Here is a 23254-nt window from a genome sequence, read left to right as displayed (position 1 = left end):
GGCGACTTGAACTCCGCTTGGTCTCCGCCGCGACGACGATCAACCACGACGGTCGTCCGGCGGTGCCGAGCCGGCCTCAACCCAGGAGCTCAGGCACCGCCGCTGGCCAGCCGGGACCTGCGGCACACCGCCAGGGCGGCGCCGTACGCCGCGAGTACCACCAGCAGGCACGGGTAGTACGCCAGCGGCAACGCCCCCAGCCCCAGCGCCGCGCCCAGCGGCGAAAGCGGCAGCAGCAGGCCGATGGCGGCGAGTGAGCCGGTTGCCCATCGCAGAGCGCTGGGTACCGGTCCGGCCGCGGTGCGCAGGAGCAGCATCACCAGCGCCTGGGTGATCAGGTTCTCGGTGAACCACCCGGAGTGGAAGGCCGTCTGGCCACTGGTGAACACCGCGAGCACAGCGAAGGTCGCCAGGTCCGCACCGGCGTTGACCAGCCCGAAGACGGTGATGTAGCGGCTGAAGGCGTAGGGCCGCAGCACCGCGGGGCGGCGGCTGTCCGCCGCGTCCGGCCGGTCGTAGGCGAAGGCCAGTTGGGAAACGTCGAAGCAGAGGTTCTGCACCAGCACCTGCGCCGGAAGCATCGGCAGGAACGGCAGCAGAACGCCCGCGGCCAGCATGGAGATCACGTTGCCGACGTTGGAGGAGACCGCGATCCGCAGATAGGTGGCGATGTTGCCGGTGCTGCGCCGCCCGGCGGCCACCGCGGCGTCGATCACGGTCAGGTCCTTGTCGGCCAGCACCACGTCGGCGGCCTCGCGGGTGACGTCCACGGCGTCGCGCGGGCACAGAGCGACATCGGCGGCATGCATCGCGGGCACGTCGTTGACGCCGTCGCCGAGGAACCCCACGGTGTGGCCGCCGCGCCGCAGCGCGCGCACCACGCGCGCCTTGTGCGCGGGGGTGCAGCGGGCGAACACCGCCGTACCGGCGGCGAGTTGGGCCAGCCGTGCGTCGTCCAGGCCGTCGATCCGGTCGCCGGTGACGATCTCGCCGGGCGCCAGCCCCAGCTCGGCGCAGACCCGGGCGGCGGTGCCGGGATGGTCCCCGGTGAGCACCTTGACGGCCACCCCGCGTCGGGCCAGTGCCGCCAGGGCGTCGTCGGCGGTGGCGGCGAGTTCGTCGCGCAGCCCGACGATGCCCAGCAGCGTCAGACCGCGCTCGTCGGCCCGGGTGTACGGGCGGGTGCGGGCCGGGCGGTCGGCCAGCGCGACGGCCAGCAGCCGCAGGCCGTCCGCGGCCCGCCGCTCGGCCAGCCGCAGCACCCGTGCGCGGGTCTCCTCGTCGATCGCGCACCGGTCCAGCACGTCCTCGACCGCGCCCTTGACCACCAGGGTGTGCACGCCGTGCCGGTCGGGCCGCGCCACGACCGCGGTGACCAGACGGCGGACGGGGTCGAACGGGATCACGTCGACGCCGTTGACATCGGTGAAGGTCGCACGCGCGACCGCCGGGCCGCGGACGGCCGACAAGGCGGGCTCTCGCCGCGCGGGCGCAGAGGCGAGCCAGTCATGGCCGTCCGCCGCGGCGTCGCCCTCCGTCTCGGCCGCCGCGAGGATCGCCTCGTCCAGGGCGTCGGGGGCCGGGACGTCGGCCAGTTGGATCGTCCACAGGCTGTTGACGGCCGCCCAGTGCAGTACCGCCGGATCGGTGCGGCCCTCCGCGTCCAGGTAGCAGCCGACGGCGAGCTGGTCCCGGGTCAGGGTGCCGGTCTTGTCCACGCACAGCACGTCGACCGCGCCCAAGTCGTGCAGCGCGGGCAGCCGTTTGACGATCACGCCGACCCGCCGCGCCAACTCGGCCGCGCCGCGCGCCAGGGCGGTGGTGACGATGACCGGCAGCATCTCGGGGGTGAGACCCACCGCGACCGCCACCGCGAACGGCAGCGTCTCCAGGCCGCGCCCGCGCAGCACCGCGTTGGCCAGCAGCACCAGCGGCGCGGTCAGCAGCATGAAGCGGATCAGCGTCCAGGAGATCCCGTTCACCGACCGGTCGAACGCGCCGGTACGGCGCCCCGCCAGCCCCCGGTGGGCGCTGGCGAAGTGGGTGTCGGGGCCGGTCGCGGTCACCACGGCGGTGGCCGTGCCCGCGGTCACGCTGCTGCCCGCGAAGCACAGGTGCGGCTGGTCGAACAACGGCCGCGCCAGCTCCGCCGGGGCGTCCGGCACCCGCTTGGACACCGGCGCCGACTCCCCGGTGAGCGCCGCCTGGTGCACGGTCAGCCCGTCGGCGCGCAGCAGCCGCACGTCGGCCGGGACCATGTCGCCCGGGCCGAGCCGCACCACGTCGCCCGGCACCAGTTCCTCGACCGGGATCTCCCGTACCAGCGGCGCCGACTCCTCGGCGGCCCGCCGCTGCACCGTCGCGGTGGTGGCGACCAGGTCCCGCAAGGAGGCCGCCGACCGGTCGGCGCGGTACTCCCCCGCCGACCGCAGCACACAGCTCACCGCGACCAGCACCGCTATCACGCAGGCGGTGCTCCACGAGGTGGCGACCGCCGAGATCACCCCGAGCCCGAGCAGCACGGCGGTGAACGGATCGCGCAGCGTACCCAGCAGCCGCCACGCCCAGGCGGCCGGTCGCCGCGGCAGCACCGCGTTCTCCCCGTACCGCTCAAGCCGTCGCTGGGCCTCGTCCTCGACCAGGCCGCGCGGACCGGCGTCCAGCCGCCGCAGCACTTCGAGCGGGGTGAGACCGGCCCCGGACACCCCGGTCAGCACATGGTCAAAGGCGCGTTCGGTCCCCGCCGGGACGGCGGCGCTACGCGCCGAGGCCACGAAGGCCCTCCCGGCGCCCGGAGCGCCGTCCGGCGCCGCGGTCGGCCAACTGCCCCACCATCAGGCGCACGATGGTCACCACGTCCGGGTCGTCCACCAGGTACACCTGCCGACGCCCCTCGCGCCGGGAGCGCACCAGACCCGCCAGCTTCAACTTGGCCAGATGCTGGCTCACCGCGGGCAGCGCACCGCCGACCCGTTCGGCGAGACCGCTCACGTCGCACTCGCCCTGCGCCAGCACCCAGACGATGTGCAGCCGCGCGGGAGAGGCCAGCAGCCCGAACGCCGCGGCGGCCTCCTGGAGCACATCGGCCGGCGGATCGGCGGGCGGTTCCTGGGAAGCCGGGACCAGGCGGCTGGGCGGCTCGCGGAAACCCGCGCCTTCTGCGGCCACCGGTCGCCCTCCCATCCACCGTCCTGCAAGCCGGGCGGTCCAGTCTACGCGCCGGGCCGATTTACGGACGTACGGCGGGACAGCCCCGGCAGCGCATCGGTGAGGCCGCGGATCTGCTCGTCCAGACAGGCCGACCGGATCCGTGTGGCCACCTCGACCGCCTGCTCACCGGCCTCGTACGCGCCCTGGGGATCGCCCAGCCGCAGCCGCGCGGTGGCGGTCCTGGCCAGCACGAAACCGCGGGTGCGCACCAGCACCGGGCGCAGCGTCTCGGCGGCCAGGTCGAAAGAGGTGACCGCCTGCTGGTGGTCGCCCAGGTCGAGGTGGCAGCTGCCCGCCTGGGCGTGGATGTCGCCCTCCTCGATCCGCGGCAGCCAGTGCGGCTCGTCGTCGCCACGGCCGCGGATGCACAGTTCGGCGGCGAGCCCCAGCGCGCGCAACGCCTCCCGGCGACGGCCCAGTTTGGCGTGACCGCGCGCCTCCCAGCCCAGCAGCACCGCCTGCAGCGCGGGCGCGTCAAGGGACCGGGTGCGCTCCTGACCGGCACGCACCGCGTCCACCATCACCTGCGGCCGGTCGACGCGGTAGGCGCTGACCGCCAGGTGCACCAGCAGCGACGCGCCGACCCGGGCGTCACCGGAGGCGTGCGCGGTGCGCAGCCCGGCGAGCAGCAGCCGCTGTACCCCGGCGGCCGGGCGCCCGGAGTCCAACTGGTACCAGGCCGCCTGCCCGGCCGCGTCGGCGGCGAGCGCGGCGAGCCGCCGGCCGGTCGCCTCGTCGTAGCGGCTACCGCGCAACAGGCCGACGATCACCGCGAGATGGGCGGACCCGGCCTGCGCCAGCGAGCCGCCGCCGTGTTCGAGGTCCATCCGGCGCAGCAGGTCGGTGGTGGCCTGGAGCTGGTCGATCAGTTCGGGGGGCACGTCCGCGCCGGTGCGGTGCGGCCGGGCCAGCCCGTACGGCGGTGCGGTGGCCCAGGTCTGGGCGTACGCCGACAGGTCCGGCAGCCGGGTGGCGGTCGTACCGCCGGTGCCGCCGGCGGTGAGCGCGGCGGTGGCCTCGGCGAGCGCGGCGACGGCGTGCTCGGCGGTCCACGGCGCGTCCGGCTCCGGCCTGCGCAGCTGCGCGGGCAGCGCGATGGCGGGGGACGGTGTGGGGGCGCTGCGCGGCACCGGCCGCCGCCTGGGAACCCGGACCAGATCGGCCGGGACGGCGAGCCCGTCGAGGAAGTCCACGATGCGGTCGATGCTGGTCAGCCGTCGGGCACCGGACTCCAGCATGGACAGGAAACCCTGGCTGAGACCGGTCAGTTGGGCCACGTCCTCCTGCCGGATCGAACCGCGCTGCCGCACCAGCCGGCTGACCTGCCCGAAGTTCCAGGCGGCCAGCGCCTCCCGCACCTCCGGGTCGGCCCAGACCCGCACCGGCACCCGGGGGGCGTCATCGGCGGGCGGCAGCGCGGCACGGGTACAAGCGCCGCACAGCTCATCGGTGTTGTACGAACTGAGCAGGCAACCGCACCGAGCGCACCGGCGGCCGACGGATGGTGCCTCGGCGGCCAGGGCGGGCGGCTTCGCCGTCGTCGTCATCGGGGTGCGCACCTCCAGCCGGGGTCCGCTCGACGTCAGTCACGCGCTTCACCCGTCGAACGTCCTTACAACTTCCGTACTGTAAGGGTGAGTTGACGGTAGTCGTTAACGGGGTGGCCGGATATAGGCCTCAGCGAGCCGGACGGCCGGTTGAAAACGCGTACACACGCGCGAACGCAAAAGGACGGGCGGGTGCGAAAGGACCGGTCTCAACCGGTGACTTCCCGCACCCGCCCACCACGAGCAACCGGAAACGAGCCGTCAGACGCCCCGCAGCCGCACGGCGACCTCGGTCGCCCAGTAGGTGAGGATCATCCCGGCCCCGGCGCGCCGAACGCCCAGCAGCGTCTCCATGATCGCCGCGTCGCGGTCGATCCACCCGTTGGCCGCGGCGGCCTCCACCATCGAGTACTCACCGGAGATCTGGTACGCGGCCACCGGGACGTCCACCGCGTCGGCGACCTGTCGCAGAATGTCCAGATACGGCAGGGCGGGCTTCACCATCACCATGTCGGCGCCCTCGGCAAGGTCCAGCGCCAGCTCCCGCATGGCCTCCCGCGCATTGGCCGGATCCTGCTGGTACGTCTTGCGGTCTCCCCTGAGCGAGGAGTTCACCGCCTCGCGGAACGGACCGTAGAACGCCGAGGCGTACTTGGCGGTGTAGGCCAGTACCGACACGTCCTGGTGGCCCGCCGCGTCCAGCGCCTCACGGATCACCCGGACCTGGCCGTCCATCATGCCGCTCGGGCCGACCACGTGCACACCCGCGTCCGCCTGCACCCGCGCCATCTCGGCGTAGCGCTCCAGCGTGGCGTCGTTGTCCACCCGGCCCTCGGAGTCCAGCACTCCGCAGTGGCCGTGGTCGGTGTACTCGTCCAGGCACAGGTCGGACATGACCACGAGATCGTCGCCGACCTCCGCCCTCACGTCGCGGATGGCCTTCTGCAGGATGCCGTCCGGGTCGGTGCCCTGGCTGCCGACGGCGTCCTTCACCAGCGGCAGGCCGAACAGCATGATCCCGCCGACGCCCGCGGCGACCGCCTCGGCCGCCGCCTTGCGCAGCGTGTCCCGGGTGTGCTGGACGACGCCCGGCATCGCCTTGATCGGCGTCGGCTCGCTGATGCCCTCCCGGACGAACGCCGGAAGGATCAGATCGGCCGGATGCAGCCGGGTCTCCGCGACCATCCGCCGCATGGCGGGCGTGGTGCGCAGCCGACGCGGCCGTTGAAAGGGAAACTCAGCCACGAGCCCTCCTCCGCGATCCAGGGCGCCGCTCGCTCGGGCGGGTGACCGGGTCCCCGGCCTCGACGGCGGCCGCCCGGCGCGCCCGGCCGAAGTCTGCCAGCGCCTCGGCGAGCGCGTGCACCGACGGTTCCGGCGCCATCACGTCGACCCGCAGCCCGTGCTCCTCCGCCGTCTTGGCGGTGGCCGGGCCGATGCAGGCGATCACGGTGACGTTGTGCGGCTTGCCCGCGATGCCGACCAGGTTGCGAACCGTACTCGAAGAGGTGAACAGCACCGCGTCGAATCCGCCGCCCTTGATGGCCTCGCGGGTCTCGGCCGGCGGCGGCGAGGCGCGCACCGTGCGGTACGCGGTCACGTCGTCGACCTCCCAGCCCAGCTCGATCAGCCCGGCGACCAGGGTCTCGGTGGCGATGTCGGCACGCGGCAGGAACACCCGGTCGATCGGGTCGAAGACCGGGTCGTACGGCGGCCAGTCCTCCAGCAGCCCGGCGGCCGACTGCTCACCGGACGGCACCAGGTCCGGCTTGACGCCGAACTCCACCAGCGCCTTGGCGGTCTGCTCGCCGACCGCGGCCACCTTGATGCCCGCGAAGGCCCGCGCGTCCAGGCCGTACTCCTCGAACTTCTCGCGCACCGCCTTGACCGCGTTGACCGAGGTGAAGGCGATCCACTCGTAGCGACCGGTGACCAGGCCCTTGACGGCACGTTCCATCTGCTGCGGGGTGCGCGGCGGTTCCACGGCGATGGTCGGCACCTCGTGCGGCACCGCGCCGTAGGAGCGCAGCTGCTCCGAGAGCGAGGCGGCCTGCTCCTTGGTGCGCGGCACCAGCACCCGCCAGCCGAACAGCGGCTTGGTCTCGAACCACGACAACTGGCCTCGCTCGGCCGCGGTGCGCTCGCCGACCACGGCTATCGCCGACTGGCCCGGCTCCGCGGACGGCAGCGCCTTGGTGGCCTTCAGTTCGGCGGCGATGGTGCTCAGGGTGGCGGTCCAGGTGCGCTGCCGGGTGGTGGTGCCCGCGACGGTGACGCTGAGCGTGGTGTCCGGCTTGCGGCCGGCGGCGATCAGCTCGGCGGCGTTGCCCGCGACGCCCTCCAGCGTGGTGCTGACCACCAGCGTGGAGTCGCTGGATCCGGCCTCACTCCAGCACCGGGTGTCGGCGCTGGCCGCGTCGATGAAGCGCACGTCGCTGCCGATGGGCACACCCGCGTACGCGGGCACCCCGACCGCCGCCGCGACACCGGGCACCACCTCGAACGGGATGCCCGCCTGGGCGCAGGCCAGCATCTCCTCGGCGGCGCCGCCGTCGAGCCCCGGGTCACCCGCGACCGCTCGTACCACCCGCTTGCCGTTGCTCGCGGACGCCATGACAAGCTTGGAAGCGTGCGAGGCGGCGCCCAACGCGCCGTCGATCGCCGTGATTTCGGGTGCCTCCGTGGCTGCCCGCGCGTGCCGGCGCACCACGTCGAGCACCCGCGGGTCCGCGACTAGGACATCCGCTTCGGACAGCGCCTCTACGGCGCGCAACGTCAGCAGCCCGGGATCTCCGGGCCCGGCACCGAGGAAGGTGACGTGCCCTGCGGCAGGCTTGTGCGTGGCGGTGGGGCTCAAAGTGCTCGCTCCCCCATCAGACCGGCCGCGCCCTTGGCCAGCATCTCGGTGGCGAGGCCGCGGCCGAGGGCCATGGCCTCCTCACGGGATGCGGGCAGGGTGCCGGTGGCGGACATCTGCACCAACTCGGCGCCGTCGGTCGTGCCGACGACACCGCGCAGGCGCAGCTCGGTTACATGCTCGTGCTCGCCCGCGTCGGCCAGCGCGCCCACCGGGGCGGAACAGCCGGCCTCAAGGGCGGCGAGCAGGGATCGCTCGGCGGTCACGGCGGCCCGGGTGACCGGGTCGTCGAGCGCGGCGAGCGCCTCGGCCAGCTCGGTGTTCACGGCGGAACACTCGATGGCCAACGCTCCCTGTCCGGGAGCGGGAAGTACCACGTCGGTGTCGAGGTGCTGGGTCACCACGTCGGACCGGCCGATACGGTTCAGCCCGGCCGCGGCCAGCACCACGGCGTCCAGCTCGCCGGAGGTGACGTACCCGACCCGGGTGTCGATGTTGCCGCGGATCGGCACGGTCTCGATGCGGCGGCCCAACTCCCGGGCGTGCGCATTGAGTTGGCACATCCTGCGCGGCGAGCCGGTGCCCACCCGGGCCCCGTCCGGCAGTTGCTCGAAGGTCAGCCCGTCGCGGGCCACCAGTACGTCCCGCGGGTCCTCGCGGGTCGGGACCGCGGCCAGCACCAGACCCTCGGGGTCGGCGGTGGGCAGGTCCTTCAGCGAGTGCACGGCGAAGTCCACCTCGCCGGCGAGCAGCGCGTCGCGCAGCGCGGAGACGAACACACCGGTGCCGCCGATCTGGGCCAGCGCCTCCCGGGAGGTGTCGCCGTAGGTGGTGATCTCGACCAGCTCCACGGGTCGGCCGGTCAACTGCCTCACCCGCTCGGCGACCTGGCCGGACTGGGCCATCGCGAGCTTGCTGCGCCGCGTGCCCAGCCTCAGGGGTACGTGCTTGTCGTTCATGCCCGGTCTCGATTCGGGTCGCCAGTGTCGGCCCGGCTGACGGCGGCGACCGCCTGCGGGTCGAGGTCGAACAGTTCACGCAGCGCGTCCGCGTACCCGGCGCCACCGGGTTCGCCCGCGAGCTGCTTGACCCGCACGGTGGGCGCGTGCAGGAGCTTGTCGACGACCCGGCGCACGGTCTGGGTGATCTCCGCGCGCTGCTTGTCGTCCAGGTCGGGGAGCCGCCCGTCCAGCCGGGCGAGTTCGGAGCTGACCACGTCGGCGGCCATGGTGCGCAGCGCGACCACGGTCGGAGTGATCCTTTCGGCACGCTGCGCGGCGCCGAACGCGGCCACCTCGGCGGAGACGATCCGCCGCACCGCGTCCACGTCGGCGGCCATCGGAGCGTCGGCCGCGGCCGCGGCCAGGTCCTCGATGTCGACCAGCCGCACACCGTCGAGGTCGTGCACCGCGCCGTCGATGTCGCGCGGCATGGCCAGGTCCAGCAGCCCCAACGGGCCGCCCGCGGTGCGCTGCCCCAGCGCCTCGGCCACCGCGTCCCGGTCGAGCACCAGGCCGGTGGCGCCGGTACAGGAGACCACCACGTCGGCGGCGGACAGCTCGCGGGAGACGTCGGCGAACGGCACGGCGCGTCCACCGAGGGAGGCGGCCAGCCGCTCCGCGCGGTCCAACGTCCGGTTGGCGACGACGAGTTCGGCGACCCCGGCGCGGGCCAGCGTGGTGGCGGCCAGCGAGGACATCGAACCCGCGCCGACGACCAGGGCCCGCTTGCCGGGCAGTTCGCCGATGTCCCGGGTGAGTTGGTCGAGGCCGAAGGTGACCAGGGACTGGCCCGCCTTGTCGATGCCGGTCTCGCTGTGCGCCCGCTTGCCGACCCGAAGCGCCTGCTGGAACAGGTCGTTGAGGGTGCGTCCCGCGGTGTGCAGTTCCTGGCCGAGGCCGAGCGCGTCCTTGATCTGGCCGAGGATCTGGCCCTCGCCGACCACCATCGAGTCCAGGCCGCAGGCGACCGAGAACAGATGGTGCACCGCCCGGTCCTCGTAGTGCACGTACAGGTGCGGGGTGAGCTCGTCGAGCCCGACACCGCTGTGCAGCGCGAGCAGCGTGGACAGTTCGGCGACACCGGCGTGGAACTTGTCCACGTCCGCGTACAGCTCGATGCGGTTGCAGGTGCCCAGCACCGCGGCCTCGGCGGCCGGTTCGGCGGCGAGCGTGTCCTGTAGCAGCTTGGCCTTCGCGTCCGCGCTCAGCGCCGCCCGCTCCAGCACGCTGACCGGTGCGCTGCGGTGGCTCAGGCCTACGACCAGGAGACTCATGCTCGACCCTCGCTTCGCTCGGGCCGGGCTTCGTCCGGGACGCGCCTTTCCACGGTTCGCTCGCTGCGCTCGCTCATGCGGGCATCACGGCGGGAACGTCCCCGTCAGGTCCCGGACGGTCGACGGCCTCCTCGGCCGTCTTGGGCAGGGCTCTACGGGCCGCGGCCACGGCCTCGCCCAGGTCCTCACCGGCCTTGCGCTGCTCGTGGAAGGCGAGGATCTGCAGTTCTATGGACAGGTCGACCTTGCGTACGTCGACGCCGTCGGGCACCGACAGCACGGTCGGCGCGAAGTTGAGGATCGAGGTCACACCCGCGGCGACCAGTCGGTCGCAGACCTCCTGGGCGGCGCCGGCGGGGGTGGCGATCACGCCGATCGACACCTGGTTGTGGTCGACGATCTCTTCCAGCTCGTCGGTGTGCCGCACCGGCAGCCCGGCCACCAGTTTGCCGGTCTGCGCGGGGTCGGCGTCTATCAACGCGGCCACCCGGAAGCCGCGGGAGGCGAAGCCGCCGTAGTTGGCGAGCGCGGCGCCGAGGTTACCGATACCGACGATCACAACCGGCCAGTCCTGGGTGAGGCCGAGTTCGCGGGAGATCTGGTAGACGAGGTACTCGACGTCGTAGCCGACACCGCGGGTGCCGTACGAGCCGAGGTAGCTGAAGTCCTTGCGCAGCTTCGCGGAGTTCACCCCCGCCGCGGTGGCGAGTTCCTCCGACGAGACCGTGGGGACGGACCGCTCGGAAAGGGCGGTGAGCGCCCGCAGGTACAGCGGAAGCCTGGCGACGGTGGCCTCGGGAATCCCTCGGCTCCGGGTCGCCGGTCGGTGAGTTCGGCCAGTTGCCACGATGCTCCTGCGGGTAGAGCTGGGCTGCGGACGACCACCGTTCATGGGGCCGCCCCGTCTACGCCAGGCTATGTCTTTGTGAACGCGTGCACAAAGATGGTGTCCGCTTTGTCCACGGGAAGTGACGGGCATCACGCGCCTCCGTTCCCCGCAAACGAAACCATTCGCGGCCCCGGAACGTTCTCTTCCAAGGCCCTGGAGCGGCCCTGGCGCCCGATCCACGGCGCCTCCGCCCCTGTCATATGCGGCAACCGCGGCCACTCCACCGCCGCCGCCTCGGCCAGTTCCGCCTCGATACCGGGGGCGTACCGCGCGAACAGCCGCCCGCACGTGCGGGCATCGCCCAGCGCGGTGTGCTGCGGCCAGCCCGGCAGCCCCGCGTCCTCGGCGCAGGCCCGCAGCGACAGGCCGCGCGGTGACCGAGCGTGCCGCTCCGCGAGACGCATCGTGCACGCCTGCGGCATCGACGGCAGCTCCACACCGAGCCGGGCGTACTCGGCGGCCAGGAACGCCCGGTCGCAGCCCACGTTGTGGCCCACCAGCACCCGGCCGCGCAGCAGGCCGAGCAGTCGGGCGGCGATGCCGGCGAAGCGGGGCGCGGTGCGCAGATCGTCCGGCTCGATGCCGTGGATGTGGGTGGGGCCGACCGGTCCCTCGGGGTCCACCAGCGTGCTGAACTCGCCCTGCACCCGCAGGTCGCGGTCCAACTGCACGACGGCCAGCTCGATGACCCGGTGGCGACGTGAACTGGAGCCGGTCGCCTCGACGTCGACCACGGCGTACCCCGCAAGCCCACTGCCGTGGGTAACCGCCGCCCCCTGGAGCCTCGGGAGCACGCGCCCACCTTCCTACTTATGCCCCCGACGGCCAAAAACCACTAGATGGTAATCGAATACGCGACCTTGACGGAACCATCCGGAAACGGTCCCCCACCGCGGGGTCTCCGGGACGTCTCGCCCGAAATCGACCCGGCCGCCACCGCGGGGCCGGAGGCCGCCCCCAGAAACGGTCAGAACGCTAAGCGCCCAGCGCCCGTCGCAGCCGCTGCTCGTCCACCCGCCAGAAGTCGTGCTGCGCGCCGTCGACCAGGACGACGGGGATCTGCTCCCAGTACTTGCGGTACAACTCCTCGTCCTGGGTGATGTCACGCTCCTCCACGGAGGCGCCCAGCTCCGAGGTGACCTTCTCGATCACCGCGCGCGCCTCGTCGCACAGATGGCAACCGGGCTTGGCGATCAGCGTGACGGTGCGCTCGTGCGGGGGCTTCTTGCGGGCACTGCGGCCGATAAGCGGGCTCATTCATGACATTGTGCCCCCTGTTACACGCCAGACCCGAAGAGTTCATATGACCGGACCCAGCCGGTCCAGTTCAGTCCGAACACAGTGGCTATGCTCGCCCTATGGCGGCACTGCTTGGATGGCTCCCTTCGCGTAGGCACTCGGCCACGCCGCGCAGCGTACTGGCGGGCGAGGCCGCCGCCGAGGCCGCGCTGGCCATGCCCGAGAAGGACGCGACACCGCCGCCCGTCGAACAACAGGCTCGGCCCGAAACCGCGTTCCCGGTCGTGGGCGACCCGAAGGCCGCGGCCTTCTTCGATCTCGACAACACCGTGATGCAGGGCGCCGCGCTGTTCCACTTCGGTCGCGGCCTGTACAAGCGGAAGTTCTTCCACAAGCGCGACCTGCTGCGCTTCGCCTGGCAGCAGACCTGGTTCCGGCTGGCCGGGTCCGAGGACCCGGCGCACATGCAGGACGCCCGCGACAGCGCGCTGTCCATCGTCAAGGGCCACCGGGTCGAGGAACTCATGGCCATCGGCGAGGAGATCTACGACGAGTACATGGCCGGGAAGATCTGGCCGGGCACCCGCGCCCTCGCCCAGGCCCACCTCGACGCGGGCCAGCGCGTCTGGCTGGTGACCGCCGCCCCGGTCGAGACGGCCACCATCATCGCCCGCAGGCTCGGGCTGACCGGCGCGCTGGGCACCGTCGCCGAGTCGGTCAACGGCGTCTACACCGGCCGCCTGGTGGGCGAGCCGCTGCACGGCCCGGCGAAGGCCGAGGCGGTCAAGGCGCTGGCCGCCGCGCGCGGGCTGGACCTCGACCGCTGCGCCGCGTACAGCGACTCCTCCAACGACATCCCGATGCTCTCGCTGGTCGGCCACCCGTACGCCATCAACCCGGACAGCGCGCTGCGCAGGTACGCCCGTGAGCACGAGTGGCGGCTGCGTGACTACCGCACCGGCCGCAAGGCGGCCAGGATCGGGCTGCCCGCGGCGGCGGGCATCGGCGCGGTGGCGGGCGGCGCGGCGGCAGCGGTCGCCATGCACCGGCGCCGTCGCTGAACTCCCACCCCGGGTACGCCCCGGGGCACTCCGGCCTGCCGACAAGGCGCCGGTCGTCACTGAGCGTCGCCATCTGTCGCCCTGATCACCGTAAACCAACTACGGGCAGGCATTCCCCTCTTCTTACCCCCTCCAGGCTCCCGTCAGTCGCACAACTGACGCCAAGCCACAACACGCCCTCCAAGCGCACAATCGACGAAAGAAATCGGTCAACTTCCCCATCTGGTTCGATATTTGATCGATCATCAATTGGTTACGGAGTGGGCGGAACCGACGAATTCAGCAACTCGGTGTAGCGTCGTCTGCACGAAGCGTTATTCTCCTCAGACGCACACCGGTACCCACGCGTCCCTACGACGGGTGAACGGTCCCGTACTGCACGTGATGGAAGTTCTGCCTCTGGGAGTCCCGTGTACCCACTCGTCGGGGTTGACGCCTCAGGCCTGGCCGCGCTGCGCGCACAGGTGGCCCACCGCCTGCGCCTGGTCCTCCCCGCGTACGCCGTCCCCGCGTACGCCGTCCCCGTACCCACGCACGTACCCGTCTACGCCACGGCGGTCGGCGGAACCCCCGTGGCCTCCGGTCCGCTGGCCGGCAGACGAACCCCCCGCCACACCGGCAACCCCGCCCAACGCAACGGCACCCGCACCGTCGGCACGGGCACCGGCGCCTCGTCCCGGCGCCCCCCCGCCGACAGCGACAGCCTGCGCATGATGGAACTGGTCGAGCGCGCCCAGGCGGGCGAGACCGAGGCCTTCGGGCGGCTGTACGACCACTACTCGGACACCGTCTACCGGTACATCTACTACCGGGTGGGCGGTAAGGCCACCGCCGAGGACCTCACCAGCGAGACCTTCCTGCGGGCGCTGCGCCGGATCGGCACGTTCACCTGGCAGGGCCGCGACTTCGGCGCCTGGCTGGTCACGATCGCCCGCAACCTGGTCGCGGACCACTTCAAGTCGAGCCGTTTCCGACTGGAAGTGACCACCGGGGAGATGCTCGACGCCAACGAGGTGGAGCGCAGCCCCGAGGACTCCGTCCTCGAATCGCTCTCCAACGAGGCCCTGTTGCAGGCGGTGCGCAAGCTCAACCCGCAGCAGCAGGAGTGCGTGACGCTCCGCTTCCTCCAGGGCCTCTCGGTCGCCGAGACCGCCCGGATCATGGGCAAGAACGAGGGCGCCATCAAGACACTCCAGTACCGCGCGGTACGCACACTCGCCCGGCTGCTGCCGGACGACGCACGGTGACCACTGCTCCCCGGCGCGGACGCGGCGCCGTCGGCTGACCCGGCGGGGCGGGCGACCGGCGCCGCGTAACCCGGCTGGCGCGGCGCTCGTTGCAAGGGATGCAGACCCCCCACGGTCGCGCACGAACGTTCCCCGATCACTCGATCGGGTGGATGTGCTCAAGTTGCGCAACCCTTCGGCCACTTCGGGGAGTCGAAGGTGATGACGAGAGGAGGTGCCGCCCGTGATCGGACAAGCAACGGCGCACCGGCGGGCGAACGCCTTCGCCCAGGCCCTGGAGTCGGCGGACACCCGTGAAGCCACACCGGAACGCGCGGCCCACGCCGCGGACCGGCACGCCGATCCGCAACAGGGTCGGCTGCTTGCCATGGCGGAGGCGCTCGCCGACGTACCCAGACCGGAGCTGGACCCCGAGGTCAAGATGGTCCAGCGGGCACAGCTCATCGCGGCCATGGAGGCCGCCCTGGCCGACGGCTCCCTGGACACCTCGGGCCGGGTGCCCGAGCAGCGGGCGTCGGGCAGCTCGGCCGGTCAGCCGGTCAACCTGCGGCGGCTACGGCCCCGTTCACGCTGGTCCCGGCGGCTCGCCGCGGGCGGGCTGACCGTGGGGGTCGCGGCGGGGGCGTTCAGCGGTATCGCCGCCGCGAGCACCGACGCGCTGCCCGGCGACACGCTGTACGGGCTCAAGCGCGGCATGGAGGACCTGCGGCTCGGGATGACCGGCGATGACGCCGCCCGTGGCAAGGTGCTGCTGGACATGGCCTCGACGCGGATGCAGGAGGCCCGTCGCCTCCTGGAGCGCGGTCGTTCCGGTCCACTGGACGCGGAGTCGGTGCGCGAGGTCGGCAACGCGCTCGCCGGTATGCACAACGAGGTGTCACAGGGGCACGACCTGCTCAGCGGCGCCTACCAGCGGGACGGTTCACTCGCGCCCATCGAGACGCTCAACGCGTTCTCCCAGGCGCACCGGACGATGTGGAGCCAGCTGCGCGACAAGCTCCCACCGCAGCTGCACCGGGTCGGTACACAGGTCAGCTCGGTCTTCGACGCCATAGACCAGGAAGTCGCGCCGCTGCAGCACCTGCTGCCGTCCGCGCCCAACGGCACCGCCAGGGACCGGCGCACCGGTAAGCCCGCGGCGGGCGCCCACCACGACTCCCTGCACCAGGAGTCGACGCCCACTTCCGGCTCGGCACCCCAGTCCGACGACAGCGCCGGCGCCAAGGGCAACACGCCCCCGTCCAGCTCCGACTCCCCGGGCAACCAGGGGCTGTTGGGCGGCCCCGGCCTGCTGACCTCGCCCCAGGGCCAGCCCTCGCCAGTCGGCGGCAGCACGGGCTCGGACAAGCCTCAACCGGAAGCCAGCCCCCAGCCCCTGCTCCCAGGCCTCCCCGGCCTGCCCGGCTTGGGCCTGAACGGCACCGACACCAGCAAGTAGAAACACTGGTAGGGCTTTGTGTCCGGCTCCCCCAGGGGGAGGCGGACACAAAGCCCTACCAGCGGGCCCCCAGGACCAGTCCCGTCCCGGAGCGTCCAGGGACGCGACACGGCCGGCAGGCGGACAACTGCAAAGGCCTGTCCTCAAAGGAAAGGCGCAGGGGCCGCGAGGTCAGAAGAAGACCGAGCGGCGCTGCACCAACAACTTGTACAGCGTGTGCTGAATCGTTTCCCGCACCTGATCCGTCAGATTGAAAACCAGCATCGGATCATCCGCCGCCTCCGGCGCGTACCCGTCCGTGGCGATCGGCTCGCCGAACTGAATCGTCCACTTCGTCGGCAGCGGCACCATCCCCAACGGCCCCAGCCACGGAAACGTGGGCGTCAGCGGGAAGTACGGAAAACCCAACAGCCGCGCCAGCACCTTCGCGTTGCCGACCATCGGGTAGATCTCCTCCGCCCCGACGATCGAGCACGGCACGATCGGCGCCCCGGTGCGCAGCGCCGTCGACACGAACCCACCACGGCCGAACCGCTGCAACTTGTACCGGTCCGAGAACGGTTTACCCAGCCCCTTGAAGCCCTCCGGCATCACCCCGACGATCTCGCCCCGCTCCAAGAGCAGTTGGGCGTCCTCGGTGCAGGCCAGCGTATGGCCCGCCTTGCGCGCCAGCTCATTGACCACCGGCAGCACGAACACCAGGTCCGCCGCGAGCAACCGCAGGTGCCGCCCGGCCGGATGGTGGTCATGGACCGCGACCTGGGCCATCAACGCGTCAAGCGGCAACGTACCGGAGTGGTTGGCCACCACCAGCGCCCCGCCCTCGGCCGGGATGTTCTCCACGCCCTTGACCTCGACCCGGAAGTACGAGTCGAACAACGGCCGCAGCAACGACATCAGCACCTGGTCGGTGAGTTCCTCGTCGTACCCGAACTCGTCGACCTCGTAGTCGCCGGTGATCCTGCGCCGCAGGAACGCCAGTCCGCCCGCCACCCGACGGTCCCAACGGCCGCCGAGCAACCGGTCCGCGGCCCCGCCGAGCGCGTCCGTCAACGCGCCGAGCGGAGCGGGCAGTTCACCGGCGGCACCGCTCCGCGCGTCCGCGTCCTCCGGCACCGGAACCTCCCGTGGCTCCTGCTCGGCCGCCTCGACGACCACCGGCCGCTTCCCCCGACGCACCTCGTCGCCCTCCGGCGCAACCGCCGCCAGCCCCGGCTTGCCCTTCCGCCGCGAACCGGGACTCCTCGCCGCCCGTCGCCCACCACCGCCCTCGCCGGAGCCACCCCGCTCCCCTGCCGGATCGGAAGCCCGCGCCCCCCGACGCGCACGCGTGTCCTCGTCGAACGGGATGACCTTGGCGTCCGCCATGGATCCGCTCCTCCTCGTAGGCTCGTGGGGCTCAGGGGTGTTGGCGTCGCGACCGGCGCTCGGGCGGGGACCGTTCATCGGGGCGTCCCGGCGGGCAGCACCGCGGCGGCCCGGTCTACCGCGCGGGCGAGCCGCTCCGGCGGCAGCAGCCCGGGACCGCGGCTGGCCGCGAAATCGCGGAACGTACCGGCGGTGGTGAATTTCGGGGTGAATCCGAGCGTCTCACGCATTTGTGTGGTGTCCACCACTCGGCCATGGGTGAGTAGCCGGATCTGCTCGGGCGAGAAGTCGCTGACCCCCAGCCCGCGTAGCGCGGAACCCACCCAGGTCACCGTCGGCAGCAGTACCGGCACGGTCGGCTTGCCAAGCCGCCGGGCGGTCTGCGACAGCAGCAGCACACCGTCGCCCGCGATGTTGAACGTGCCGGAGTTGAGCGTGCCGCGACCGGGCTCCTGGGACGCCACCAGCAGCACCCCGATGACATCGTCCTCGTGCACGAACTGCAGCCGCGGGTCATAGCCGAAAACCGTCGGCAGTACCGGAAGCGAGAAATACTCGGCGAGCGGCGAGTCCGCGCCCGGCCCGAGGATATTGGCGAACCGCAGCACCGCGACCGCCACATCGGGACGGCGCCGGGCAAAGCCCCGCACATACCCCTCGACCTCGACCGCGTCCTTCGCGAAGCCACCGCTGGGCAACGACTTGGCCGGCATGGTCTCGGTGAAAACGGCGGGATCCCGCGGCGCGGAACCGTACACATTGGTCGTGGACTTCACGACCAGGCGCCGCACCGAAGGCGCCTTCTGGCACGCGCCGAGCAACTGCATCGTGCCGATCACATTGGATTCCTTGACCGCCGAACGGCTGCCCCGGCCGCGCGAGCGGCCGAGCGGCGTGCCGTTGACGTCCATGTGCACCACGGTGTCCACATCGTGTTCCGCGAGCACCTTGGCGATCATCGGGTGCCTGATGTCGGCCCGTACGAAGTCCGCGTCGCCCAGCGAATGTCCGGGTGGTACCGCGTCCACACCGATCACCCGGTCGATACCCGGTTCCCGCTGAACGCGCCGGACGAACCGACCACCGAGGCGACGAGCCACTCCCGTGACGAGCACGACCTTGCCCAAGATCGAAGCCTTCCCTTCTCACCCGGCTGTTCTGGCCACCGTATCGGTTCGATATTGCGCTGTGATGACCGGAGAATGCGGGAAGTGACGGCGCCCACACCGTCAGGTGTCGAAGTCCGGCCATCTCCGGCGATCATGTGATGGCCGTTCAGCGCTCCCGGGCGTTCTGCCGGGAACCCATACAGGTGCCACTCGGATATGCCACCGCCGCCGGATATGCCGCTGCCCTCCGGCCGCCGTACTGGCGGCGGCCGAAGGGCAGCGAAGCGAACGCGAGGCCCGCCTACTTCTTGTTACGGCGCTGCACTCGCGTGCGCTTGAGCAGCTTGCGGTGCTTCTTCTTGGCCATGCGCTTGCGGCGCTTCTTGATGACAGAGCCCACGACTACCCTCGCTCATGATTGGAATCACTCGGTGCGGGGCGTCCGAGCCCACACGACCTACGTCGGCCAAGACTACCCGCCAAATAGCGGCGGGCGTAATCCGGGTTGCGCCCGAGTTGATCCGTGGCGTCGGCTAGGCCGACTCCACCCCTACGAAAGACTCCCTGAGGTAGTCGTGGACGGCCTGTTCTGGGACCCGGAATGACCTGCCCACCCGGATCGCTGGCAGATGACCGCTGTGCACCAGCCGGTACACGGTCATCTTGGAGACTCGCATCACCGTAGCCACCTCAGCCACGGTCAGGAACACGACCTCGTTCAAAGGCCTCTGGTCAGCGGCCATGACAACACCTGGACCTTCCGCACATGATGGCCGTCGGCTTCCCCTCCGACGACTCCTACACGCACGTGCACTCACCACCAGATTAGGTGCGGGTGAGGCAAGTGGGGAAGAGGAGTACCGTTCGGTTGCCTACTGTGACAGACAGGCCCGTTTGAGTACATAGCGAGTTAGCGGCCGGTAGTAGCCAGACCGCGCAGCGTCATCAACCGGAACCACGACCGACACCCGCCCTTCGCGCTCCCCGACGAACAGCGCCGGATCATTCACATCTGCCAGCCCCACTGCCTCGATACCCAGCTGACCTGCCCCGCAGACCCAACCATGGTCCCCGACCACGAGCGACGGCAGCGGCCCGTCCCCCGCCACCGCGGCCGCCAGGGCGGCACGAACCGGCAGTGGCGAGTGGCAGTGCGCGGCCGACGCGCCCCCACTGTGATCCCCGCCCGCCGGACGCACCACCGCGACCCCGTGTACGTAGTCGAGGGTGTGGGTACGTAGTCCAAACTGGGTCGAGATGTCGATACATCGACCATACGCGGGGGTGAGCACAGGACATCCCGCCGCCGAAAGTCCGGCCGCCAACCCGGCGTAGAAATCGAGGAGTTGACGTGGATGACCGGTCCCCAGCAACACCGGGGCCCGCGCCCGGGCCGCCCTGGCGAGCCGGTCCGCGAGGGCGTCCAGCGCGGCGAGCGTGCGGTCCGGATCGATCACCTCCCGTCCTGACCTGTGGCCAGGATCCGGCGAGACTCCGCACCGGTCCGCCATCAGCCGCAGCAACTCGTCCGGCGTCCAACTCCCCACGGGATCAAGCCCGATGAGGAATCTCGGATCACGCTGCGCGAACAGCTGGTAACTGCGCAGACTCTTCTCCCGCGACGTCGCCACCGTACCGGCCAGCCCAGCCGCCACCAGGTGCGCACGCAGCGCCTCGACACTCAACACGCCCTCGATGGTGGCCCGTCGCCCCACCCGGCACACCGACGTGCCGGTAAATCCCCCCGACATGGGCTGATATGCGGTACGGGACCGCGCATGCGCCCCGGCCGGGCCGCTACGGCAGCAGCCCGTGCAGCGGGAACACCGCCCGCCGGGTCGCCAGCACCGCCTGGTCCAGCCGGTCCGCCGGGTCGTAACCACCCTCGTCGAACCCCCGCCACACCGGCTGCCGCCCGTCCGTCATCCGCATCGGGGCGCCCTGCCTGGTCAGCCGGTAGACCTCGTGCCGCCAATCCTCGGGAGTGAGCGCCTCCGGCGGGATCGGCGCGCCCGCAACCAGCGCCACCAGGTGCGTCCACGACCGCGGCACGACCTCGACCACGGCATAGCCCCCGCCGCCCAGCGCCACCCACCGCCCGTCGGCGTGCCGGTGCGCAAGCTCATGGCAGGCCTCGGCCACCATCCGCTGTGCGTCCAGGCTCACCGCCAGATGCGCCAGCGGGTCCTCGAAATGCGTGTCCGCGCCGTGCTGGGTGACCAACACCTGCGGCCGGAACGCCGCCAGCAGCTCCGGCACCACCGCGTGGAACGCCCGCAGCCACCCCTCATCCCCGGTACCGGCCGGCAGCGCGACGTTCACCGCGCTGCCCTCGGCGCCCTCGCCACCGGTCTCCTCGGGGAAGCCGGTCTGCGGGAAGAGGGTGCGCGGATGCTCGTGCAGCGAGACCGTCAGCACCCGCGGGTCATCCCAGAACGCCGCCTGCACTCCGTCCCCGTGGTGCACGTCCACATCCACGTACGCGACCCTCTCGGCACCCAACTCCAGCAGCCGGGCCACCGCCAGCGCCGCGTCGTTGTAGACGCAGAACCCCGACGCCGAACCGGGCATGGCGTGGTGCAGCCCGCCCGCGAAGTTCACCGCGTGATCGGCGTTGCCCCGCCAGACCGCCTCCGCCGCGCCCACCGACTGGCCCGCGATCAGCGCGGACACCTCGTGCATCCCGGCGAACGCCGGGTCGTCCGCGGTGCCCAGCCCGTACTCGACATCCGCGCCGCGTGGGTCGGCCGAGGCCCGGCGGACCGCCTCGATGTAGTCCGGCCGGTGCACCAGCCGCAACGTCGACTCGCCCGCGGCTGGGGCCGCGACCACCCGCATGCCCTTGGTCAACCCGAACGCCTCCACCAGCGACCTGGTCAACGCGAGCCGCACGGGGTCCATGGGATGGCCGGTCCCGAAGTTGTATCCGGTTACCGCGTCATCCCACATCAACTGCCCGCGCCCGCTCATGCCCCACACCGTATCGGTCCGGTTTCCCCGCGAACGAGCGGGCATACAGCAGTGTCGCGAGAACCAGCACCATCGGCACCAGCATCGCCCCCCGGTAGTTCCATGCGTCGCCGATAGCCCCCACCAGCGGCGAACCCACCAGGAAACCCACGTAGTTGAAGACATTGAGTCTGGCGATCGCGGCATCGGAAACACTCGCACCATGCCGCTCATACGCATGCCGTCCGGCGGCGGCGAAAGTCTGCGGCACGATCACACACAGCCCGAGACCAAGGACGGTGAAGCCCACCATCCCGACCCACGGCCCGGACGCGGTGGCCACCACCACGAACCCGCCCGCCGCGACCAGCGCCCCGAACCGTACGACCGCGACGGCGCCGAACCTCCGTACCCCCAGGTCACCAACGGCCCTACCGAGCAGGGTCGTCACCATATATACGTTGTAGGGAACGGTGGCCAGCTGCTCGGAACTGTGCAGAGTGTCCTGGAGGTACTTGGCACTCCAGTTGGAGACCGTCGAGTCCCCTATATACGCGAACGCCATCACCAGACAGAACGGCAGCAGCAACCGGAACCCGATCGAGCCGCCCGCACCCTCCCCAACTCCCCCTGCGGCGCCGCCCAGTTCCTGGTCCACGAACCACCGACCGGCCACGACGGCCACCGGTATCAATACGACGGCCGTCGGTCCGTATAGCGCGGCAAGCGACAGATGCCAATGCGCTCCTACCCAGGCAAGCGATGCTCCGGCTATGCCGCCCAGGCTGTACGCGGCATGGAAGCCGAGCATGATGCTGCGCCCGTACGCGTGCTGAAGGCTGACCCCCAGCATGTTCATGGAGGCGTCCAGGCCGCCGACCGTGATCCCGAACAACGCCAGGGCGACCGCGCACTGCCACAGCGCACTCCCCGATCCCGCCCCGACCAACGCGAGGCAGACCGCCGGCTGGACGCAGCGCAGCAACACGGTCGGGCGCACCCGTTTGACCAGCTGCTCGGTGCACACGCTTCCGACACCGGCCAGGATCGGAACCGCGGCGAGGAAGACCGGCAACAGGGCGTTCGAGATGCCGTAACGATCCTGCAGAGCAGGGATCCTGGTCACCAGAAGTGCGAAGACCACCCCCTGCACGAAGAAGCTGACGGCGAGCGAGGCCCGGCCGTGCCGCAAGCGTGCGTCCATGGGGGTGGAGCGTAGGGCCCGGGACTACTGATGGGTATCCCCTGGACGCGACCCCTTGGCTCTTTTGCCGTGGCGTTCAGCCCAGTAGCCGCGAAAGCTCCGACATGTCGGTGAACAGGGCCTTGGCTCCGGCCAGTTTGGCGGGCGCGGTCATCGCCGCGAACCCGTACACATCCATCCCGGCCGACACCGCGGCCTGAACTCCCAGCGGACTGTCCTCGACCACGGCACAGCGCTCGGGAGATACGCCCATCGACTTCGCCGCGTACAGGAAGAGGTCCGGCTCGGGCTTGCCACGGCCGACGTCCTGCGCGCTGAAGATCCGCTCCTCCCCGAAGTACGAGTAGAGCCCGGTCGTCCGAAGCGCCACCCGGATCCGCTCATGGCTCCCCGACGAGGCGACACAGTACGGAATCCCACGCTCCACCAGCCCGTCCAGTACGGCGCTGGTCCCGGCCACCGGTTGCAGGTTGCTGCGGAAGGCGTCGAAGACCCTGGTGTGAAAGGTCTCGTTGAAGCCCGCGGGCAGCGTCTGCCCGGACCGCTCCATCACCAGGTCATGGATGCGGTGCACGGCGGCGCCCATGTAGTCCCGGATCGAGTCCTCGTAGGTCGTGGGATGCCCGAGCTCGGTCAGGTAGTCGGCGAGGATCCGATTGGAAATCGGCTCGCTGTCGACCAGGACGCCGTCGTTGTCGAAGATGACAAGTTCGTACCGCATCGCACCACTCTAACGGGACAACGCAAAAAAGCCGTTCCCCCGGGGCCAGTCAAGGCCCCGGGGGAACGGCTATCACAATTTGTTCGGCGGTGTCCTACTCTCCCACAGGGTCCCCCCTGCAGTACCATCGGCGCTGAAAG

At 71.3% G+C, this 23254-nt stretch carries 21 protein-coding genes; 3 read left to right on the top strand and 18 right to left on the bottom strand.

What is annotated here, in order from left to right; genetic code table 11:
• Positions 1-89 precede the first annotated feature (89 nt).
• From P3G67_RS28720 to P3G67_RS28675, 10 genes are all read right to left on the bottom strand, one after another.
• Complete coding sequence (locus P3G67_RS28720; RefSeq protein WP_276096091.1) at positions 90-2774, bottom strand: HAD-IC family P-type ATPase; 2685 nt, start codon at positions 2772-2774, stop codon at positions 90-92.
• Complete coding sequence (locus P3G67_RS28715; protein ID WP_276096152.1) at positions 2758-3126, bottom strand: ArsR/SmtB family transcription factor; 369 nt, start codon at positions 3124-3126, stop codon at positions 2758-2760. Before P3G67_RS28715 ends, P3G67_RS28720 begins: the two co-directional genes overlap by 17 nt.
• Positions 3127-3212: 86 nt before the next feature.
• Positions 3213-4757, bottom strand: a complete 1545-nt coding sequence (locus tag P3G67_RS28710; RefSeq protein ID WP_276096090.1) for a helix-turn-helix domain-containing protein — start codon at positions 4755-4757, stop codon at positions 3213-3215.
• A 261-nt stretch (positions 4758-5018) separates the two neighbouring features.
• The gene (hemB, locus tag P3G67_RS28705) at positions 5019-6002 is read right to left on the bottom strand and encodes a porphobilinogen synthase (protein WP_276096089.1); all 984 of its coding nucleotides are present in this window, start codon (positions 6000-6002) and stop codon (positions 5019-5021) included.
• Positions 5995-7614 (bottom strand): bifunctional uroporphyrinogen-III C-methyltransferase/uroporphyrinogen-III synthase, encoded by a 1620-nt coding sequence (locus P3G67_RS28700; RefSeq protein WP_276096088.1) that lies wholly within the window; start codon positions 7612-7614, stop codon positions 5995-5997. The genes hemB and P3G67_RS28700 overlap by 8 nt, the downstream gene beginning before the upstream one ends.
• On the bottom strand, positions 7611-8573 hold the full coding sequence (gene hemC, locus P3G67_RS28695) for a hydroxymethylbilane synthase (RefSeq protein ID WP_276096087.1): 963 nt from the start codon (positions 8571-8573) through the stop codon (positions 7611-7613). Before hemC ends, P3G67_RS28700 begins: the two co-directional genes overlap by 4 nt.
• Positions 8570-9889: a glutamyl-tRNA reductase gene (locus P3G67_RS28690; protein WP_269853852.1), complete on the bottom strand. Its 1320-nt coding sequence runs from the start codon at positions 9887-9889 to the stop codon at positions 8570-8572. The genes hemC and P3G67_RS28690 overlap by 4 nt, the downstream gene beginning before the upstream one ends.
• 73 nt (positions 9890-9962) lie before the next feature.
• Positions 9963-10736, bottom strand: coding sequence for a redox-sensing transcriptional repressor Rex (locus P3G67_RS28685; protein WP_276096086.1), 774 nt, complete (start codon positions 10734-10736; stop codon positions 9963-9965).
• 131 nt (positions 10737-10867) lie between these two features.
• Positions 10868-11572 (bottom strand): 3'-5' exonuclease, encoded by a 705-nt coding sequence (locus tag P3G67_RS28680; RefSeq protein WP_276096085.1) that lies wholly within the window; start codon positions 11570-11572, stop codon positions 10868-10870.
• 181 nt (positions 11573-11753) lie between these two features.
• Positions 11754-12035 (bottom strand): glutaredoxin family protein, encoded by a 282-nt coding sequence (locus tag P3G67_RS28675; protein WP_276096084.1) that lies wholly within the window; start codon positions 12033-12035, stop codon positions 11754-11756.
• 101 nt (positions 12036-12136) lie between these two features.
• On the opposite strand from P3G67_RS28675, the gene P3G67_RS28670 reads away from it, so the two are divergent.
• The 3 genes from P3G67_RS28670 to P3G67_RS28660 all read left to right on the top strand — a co-directional run bounded on the left by P3G67_RS28670 (position 12137) and on the right by P3G67_RS28660 (position 15763).
• The gene (locus P3G67_RS28670; RefSeq protein WP_276096083.1) at positions 12137-13078 is read left to right on the top strand and encodes an HAD family hydrolase; all 942 of its coding nucleotides are present in this window, start codon (positions 12137-12139) and stop codon (positions 13076-13078) included.
• Between the two features lie 410 nt (positions 13079-13488).
• The gene (locus tag P3G67_RS28665; RefSeq protein ID WP_269853857.1) at positions 13489-14325 is read left to right on the top strand and encodes an ECF subfamily RNA polymerase sigma factor, BldN family; all 837 of its coding nucleotides are present in this window, start codon (positions 13489-13491) and stop codon (positions 14323-14325) included.
• Between the two features lie 223 nt (positions 14326-14548).
• Positions 14549-15763, top strand: a complete 1215-nt coding sequence (locus tag P3G67_RS28660; RefSeq protein ID WP_276096082.1) for a DUF5667 domain-containing protein — start codon at positions 14549-14551, stop codon at positions 15761-15763.
• A 171-nt stretch (positions 15764-15934) separates the two neighbouring features.
• Here the strand turns inward: P3G67_RS28660 and P3G67_RS28655 are convergent, their stop codons facing one another.
• The 8 genes from P3G67_RS28655 to P3G67_RS28620 all read right to left on the bottom strand — a co-directional run bounded on the left by P3G67_RS28655 (position 15935) and on the right by P3G67_RS28620 (position 23114).
• Positions 15935-17131 carry a lysophospholipid acyltransferase family protein gene (locus P3G67_RS28655; protein WP_276096081.1) on the bottom strand — a complete coding sequence of 399 codons (1197 nt, stop codon included), beginning with the start codon at positions 17129-17131 and terminating at the stop codon, positions 15935-15937.
• A gap of 74 nt (positions 17132-17205) precedes the next feature.
• A complete protein-coding gene (locus tag P3G67_RS28650) occupies positions 17206-18258 on the bottom strand; it encodes an NAD-dependent epimerase/dehydratase family protein (RefSeq protein WP_276096080.1) in 1053 nt (350 codons plus the stop codon).
• Between the two features lie 283 nt (positions 18259-18541).
• Positions 18542-18640, bottom strand: coding sequence for a 30S ribosomal protein bS22 (locus P3G67_RS28645; protein WP_003948845.1), 99 nt, complete (start codon positions 18638-18640; stop codon positions 18542-18544).
• Positions 18641-18773: 133 nt separating this feature from the next.
• Entirely contained in the window at positions 18774-18983 is a 210-nt protein-coding gene (locus P3G67_RS28640) for a helix-turn-helix domain-containing protein (protein ID WP_006604741.1), read from the bottom strand.
• A gap of 129 nt (positions 18984-19112) precedes the next feature.
• Positions 19113-19928 carry a phosphatase gene (locus P3G67_RS28635; RefSeq protein WP_276096151.1) on the bottom strand — a complete coding sequence of 272 codons (816 nt, stop codon included), beginning with the start codon at positions 19926-19928 and terminating at the stop codon, positions 19113-19115.
• A gap of 109 nt (positions 19929-20037) precedes the next feature.
• Positions 20038-21210, bottom strand: a complete 1173-nt coding sequence (locus tag P3G67_RS28630) for an acetoin utilization protein AcuC (protein WP_276096079.1) — start codon at positions 21208-21210, stop codon at positions 20038-20040.
• Positions 21179-22393 carry an MFS transporter gene (locus P3G67_RS28625; protein ID WP_276096078.1) on the bottom strand — a complete coding sequence of 405 codons (1215 nt, stop codon included), beginning with the start codon at positions 22391-22393 and terminating at the stop codon, positions 21179-21181. The genes P3G67_RS28630 and P3G67_RS28625 overlap by 32 nt, the downstream gene beginning before the upstream one ends.
• Before the next feature lie 76 nt (positions 22394-22469).
• Entirely contained in the window at positions 22470-23114 is a 645-nt protein-coding gene (locus P3G67_RS28620) for an HAD family hydrolase (protein WP_276096077.1), read from the bottom strand.
• Between the last annotated feature and the right edge of the window lie 140 nt (positions 23115-23254).

Source organism: Streptomyces silvisoli (genome assembly GCF_029269905.1).
Classification (GTDB): Bacteria; Actinomycetota; Actinomycetes; order Streptomycetales; family Streptomycetaceae; genus Streptantibioticus_A; species Streptantibioticus_A silvisoli_A.
Note: the sequence above shows the minus strand (reverse complement) of the source record. Positions and strands in the feature narration are given on the sequence as shown.

What these genes read in the sequence shown, in the direction of transcription:
- P3G67_RS28675 (WP_276096084.1), bottom strand. Translation starts at nt 12,035, where the DNA reads ATGAGCCCGCTTATCGGCCGCAGTGCCCGCAAGAAGCCCCCGCACGAG.
- P3G67_RS28670 (WP_276096083.1), top strand. Translation starts at nt 12,137, where the DNA reads ATGGCGGCACTGCTTGGATGGCTCCCTTCGCGTAGGCACTCGGCCACG.
- P3G67_RS28620 (WP_276096077.1), bottom strand. Translation starts at nt 23,114, where the DNA reads ATGCGGTACGAACTTGTCATCTTCGACAACGACGGCGTCCTGGTCGAC.
- P3G67_RS28690 (WP_269853852.1), bottom strand. Translation starts at nt 9,889, where the DNA reads ATGAGTCTCCTGGTCGTAGGCCTGAGCCACCGCAGCGCACCGGTCAGC.
- P3G67_RS28625 (WP_276096078.1), bottom strand. Translation starts at nt 22,393, where the DNA reads ATGGACGCACGCTTGCGGCACGGCCGGGCCTCGCTCGCCGTCAGCTTC.
- P3G67_RS28640 (WP_006604741.1), bottom strand. Translation starts at nt 18,983, where the DNA reads ATGGCCGCTGACCAGAGGCCTTTGAACGAGGTCGTGTTCCTGACCGTG.
- hemC (WP_276096087.1), bottom strand. Translation starts at nt 8,573, where the DNA reads ATGAACGACAAGCACGTACCCCTGAGGCTGGGCACGCGGCGCAGCAAG.
- P3G67_RS28710 (WP_276096090.1), bottom strand. Translation starts at nt 4,757, where the DNA reads ATGACGACGACGGCGAAGCCGCCCGCCCTGGCCGCCGAGGCACCATCC.
- P3G67_RS28630 (WP_276096079.1), bottom strand. Translation starts at nt 21,210, where the DNA reads ATGAGCGGGCGCGGGCAGTTGATGTGGGATGACGCGGTAACCGGATAC.
- P3G67_RS28655 (WP_276096081.1), bottom strand. Translation starts at nt 17,131, where the DNA reads ATGGCGGACGCCAAGGTCATCCCGTTCGACGAGGACACGCGTGCGCGT.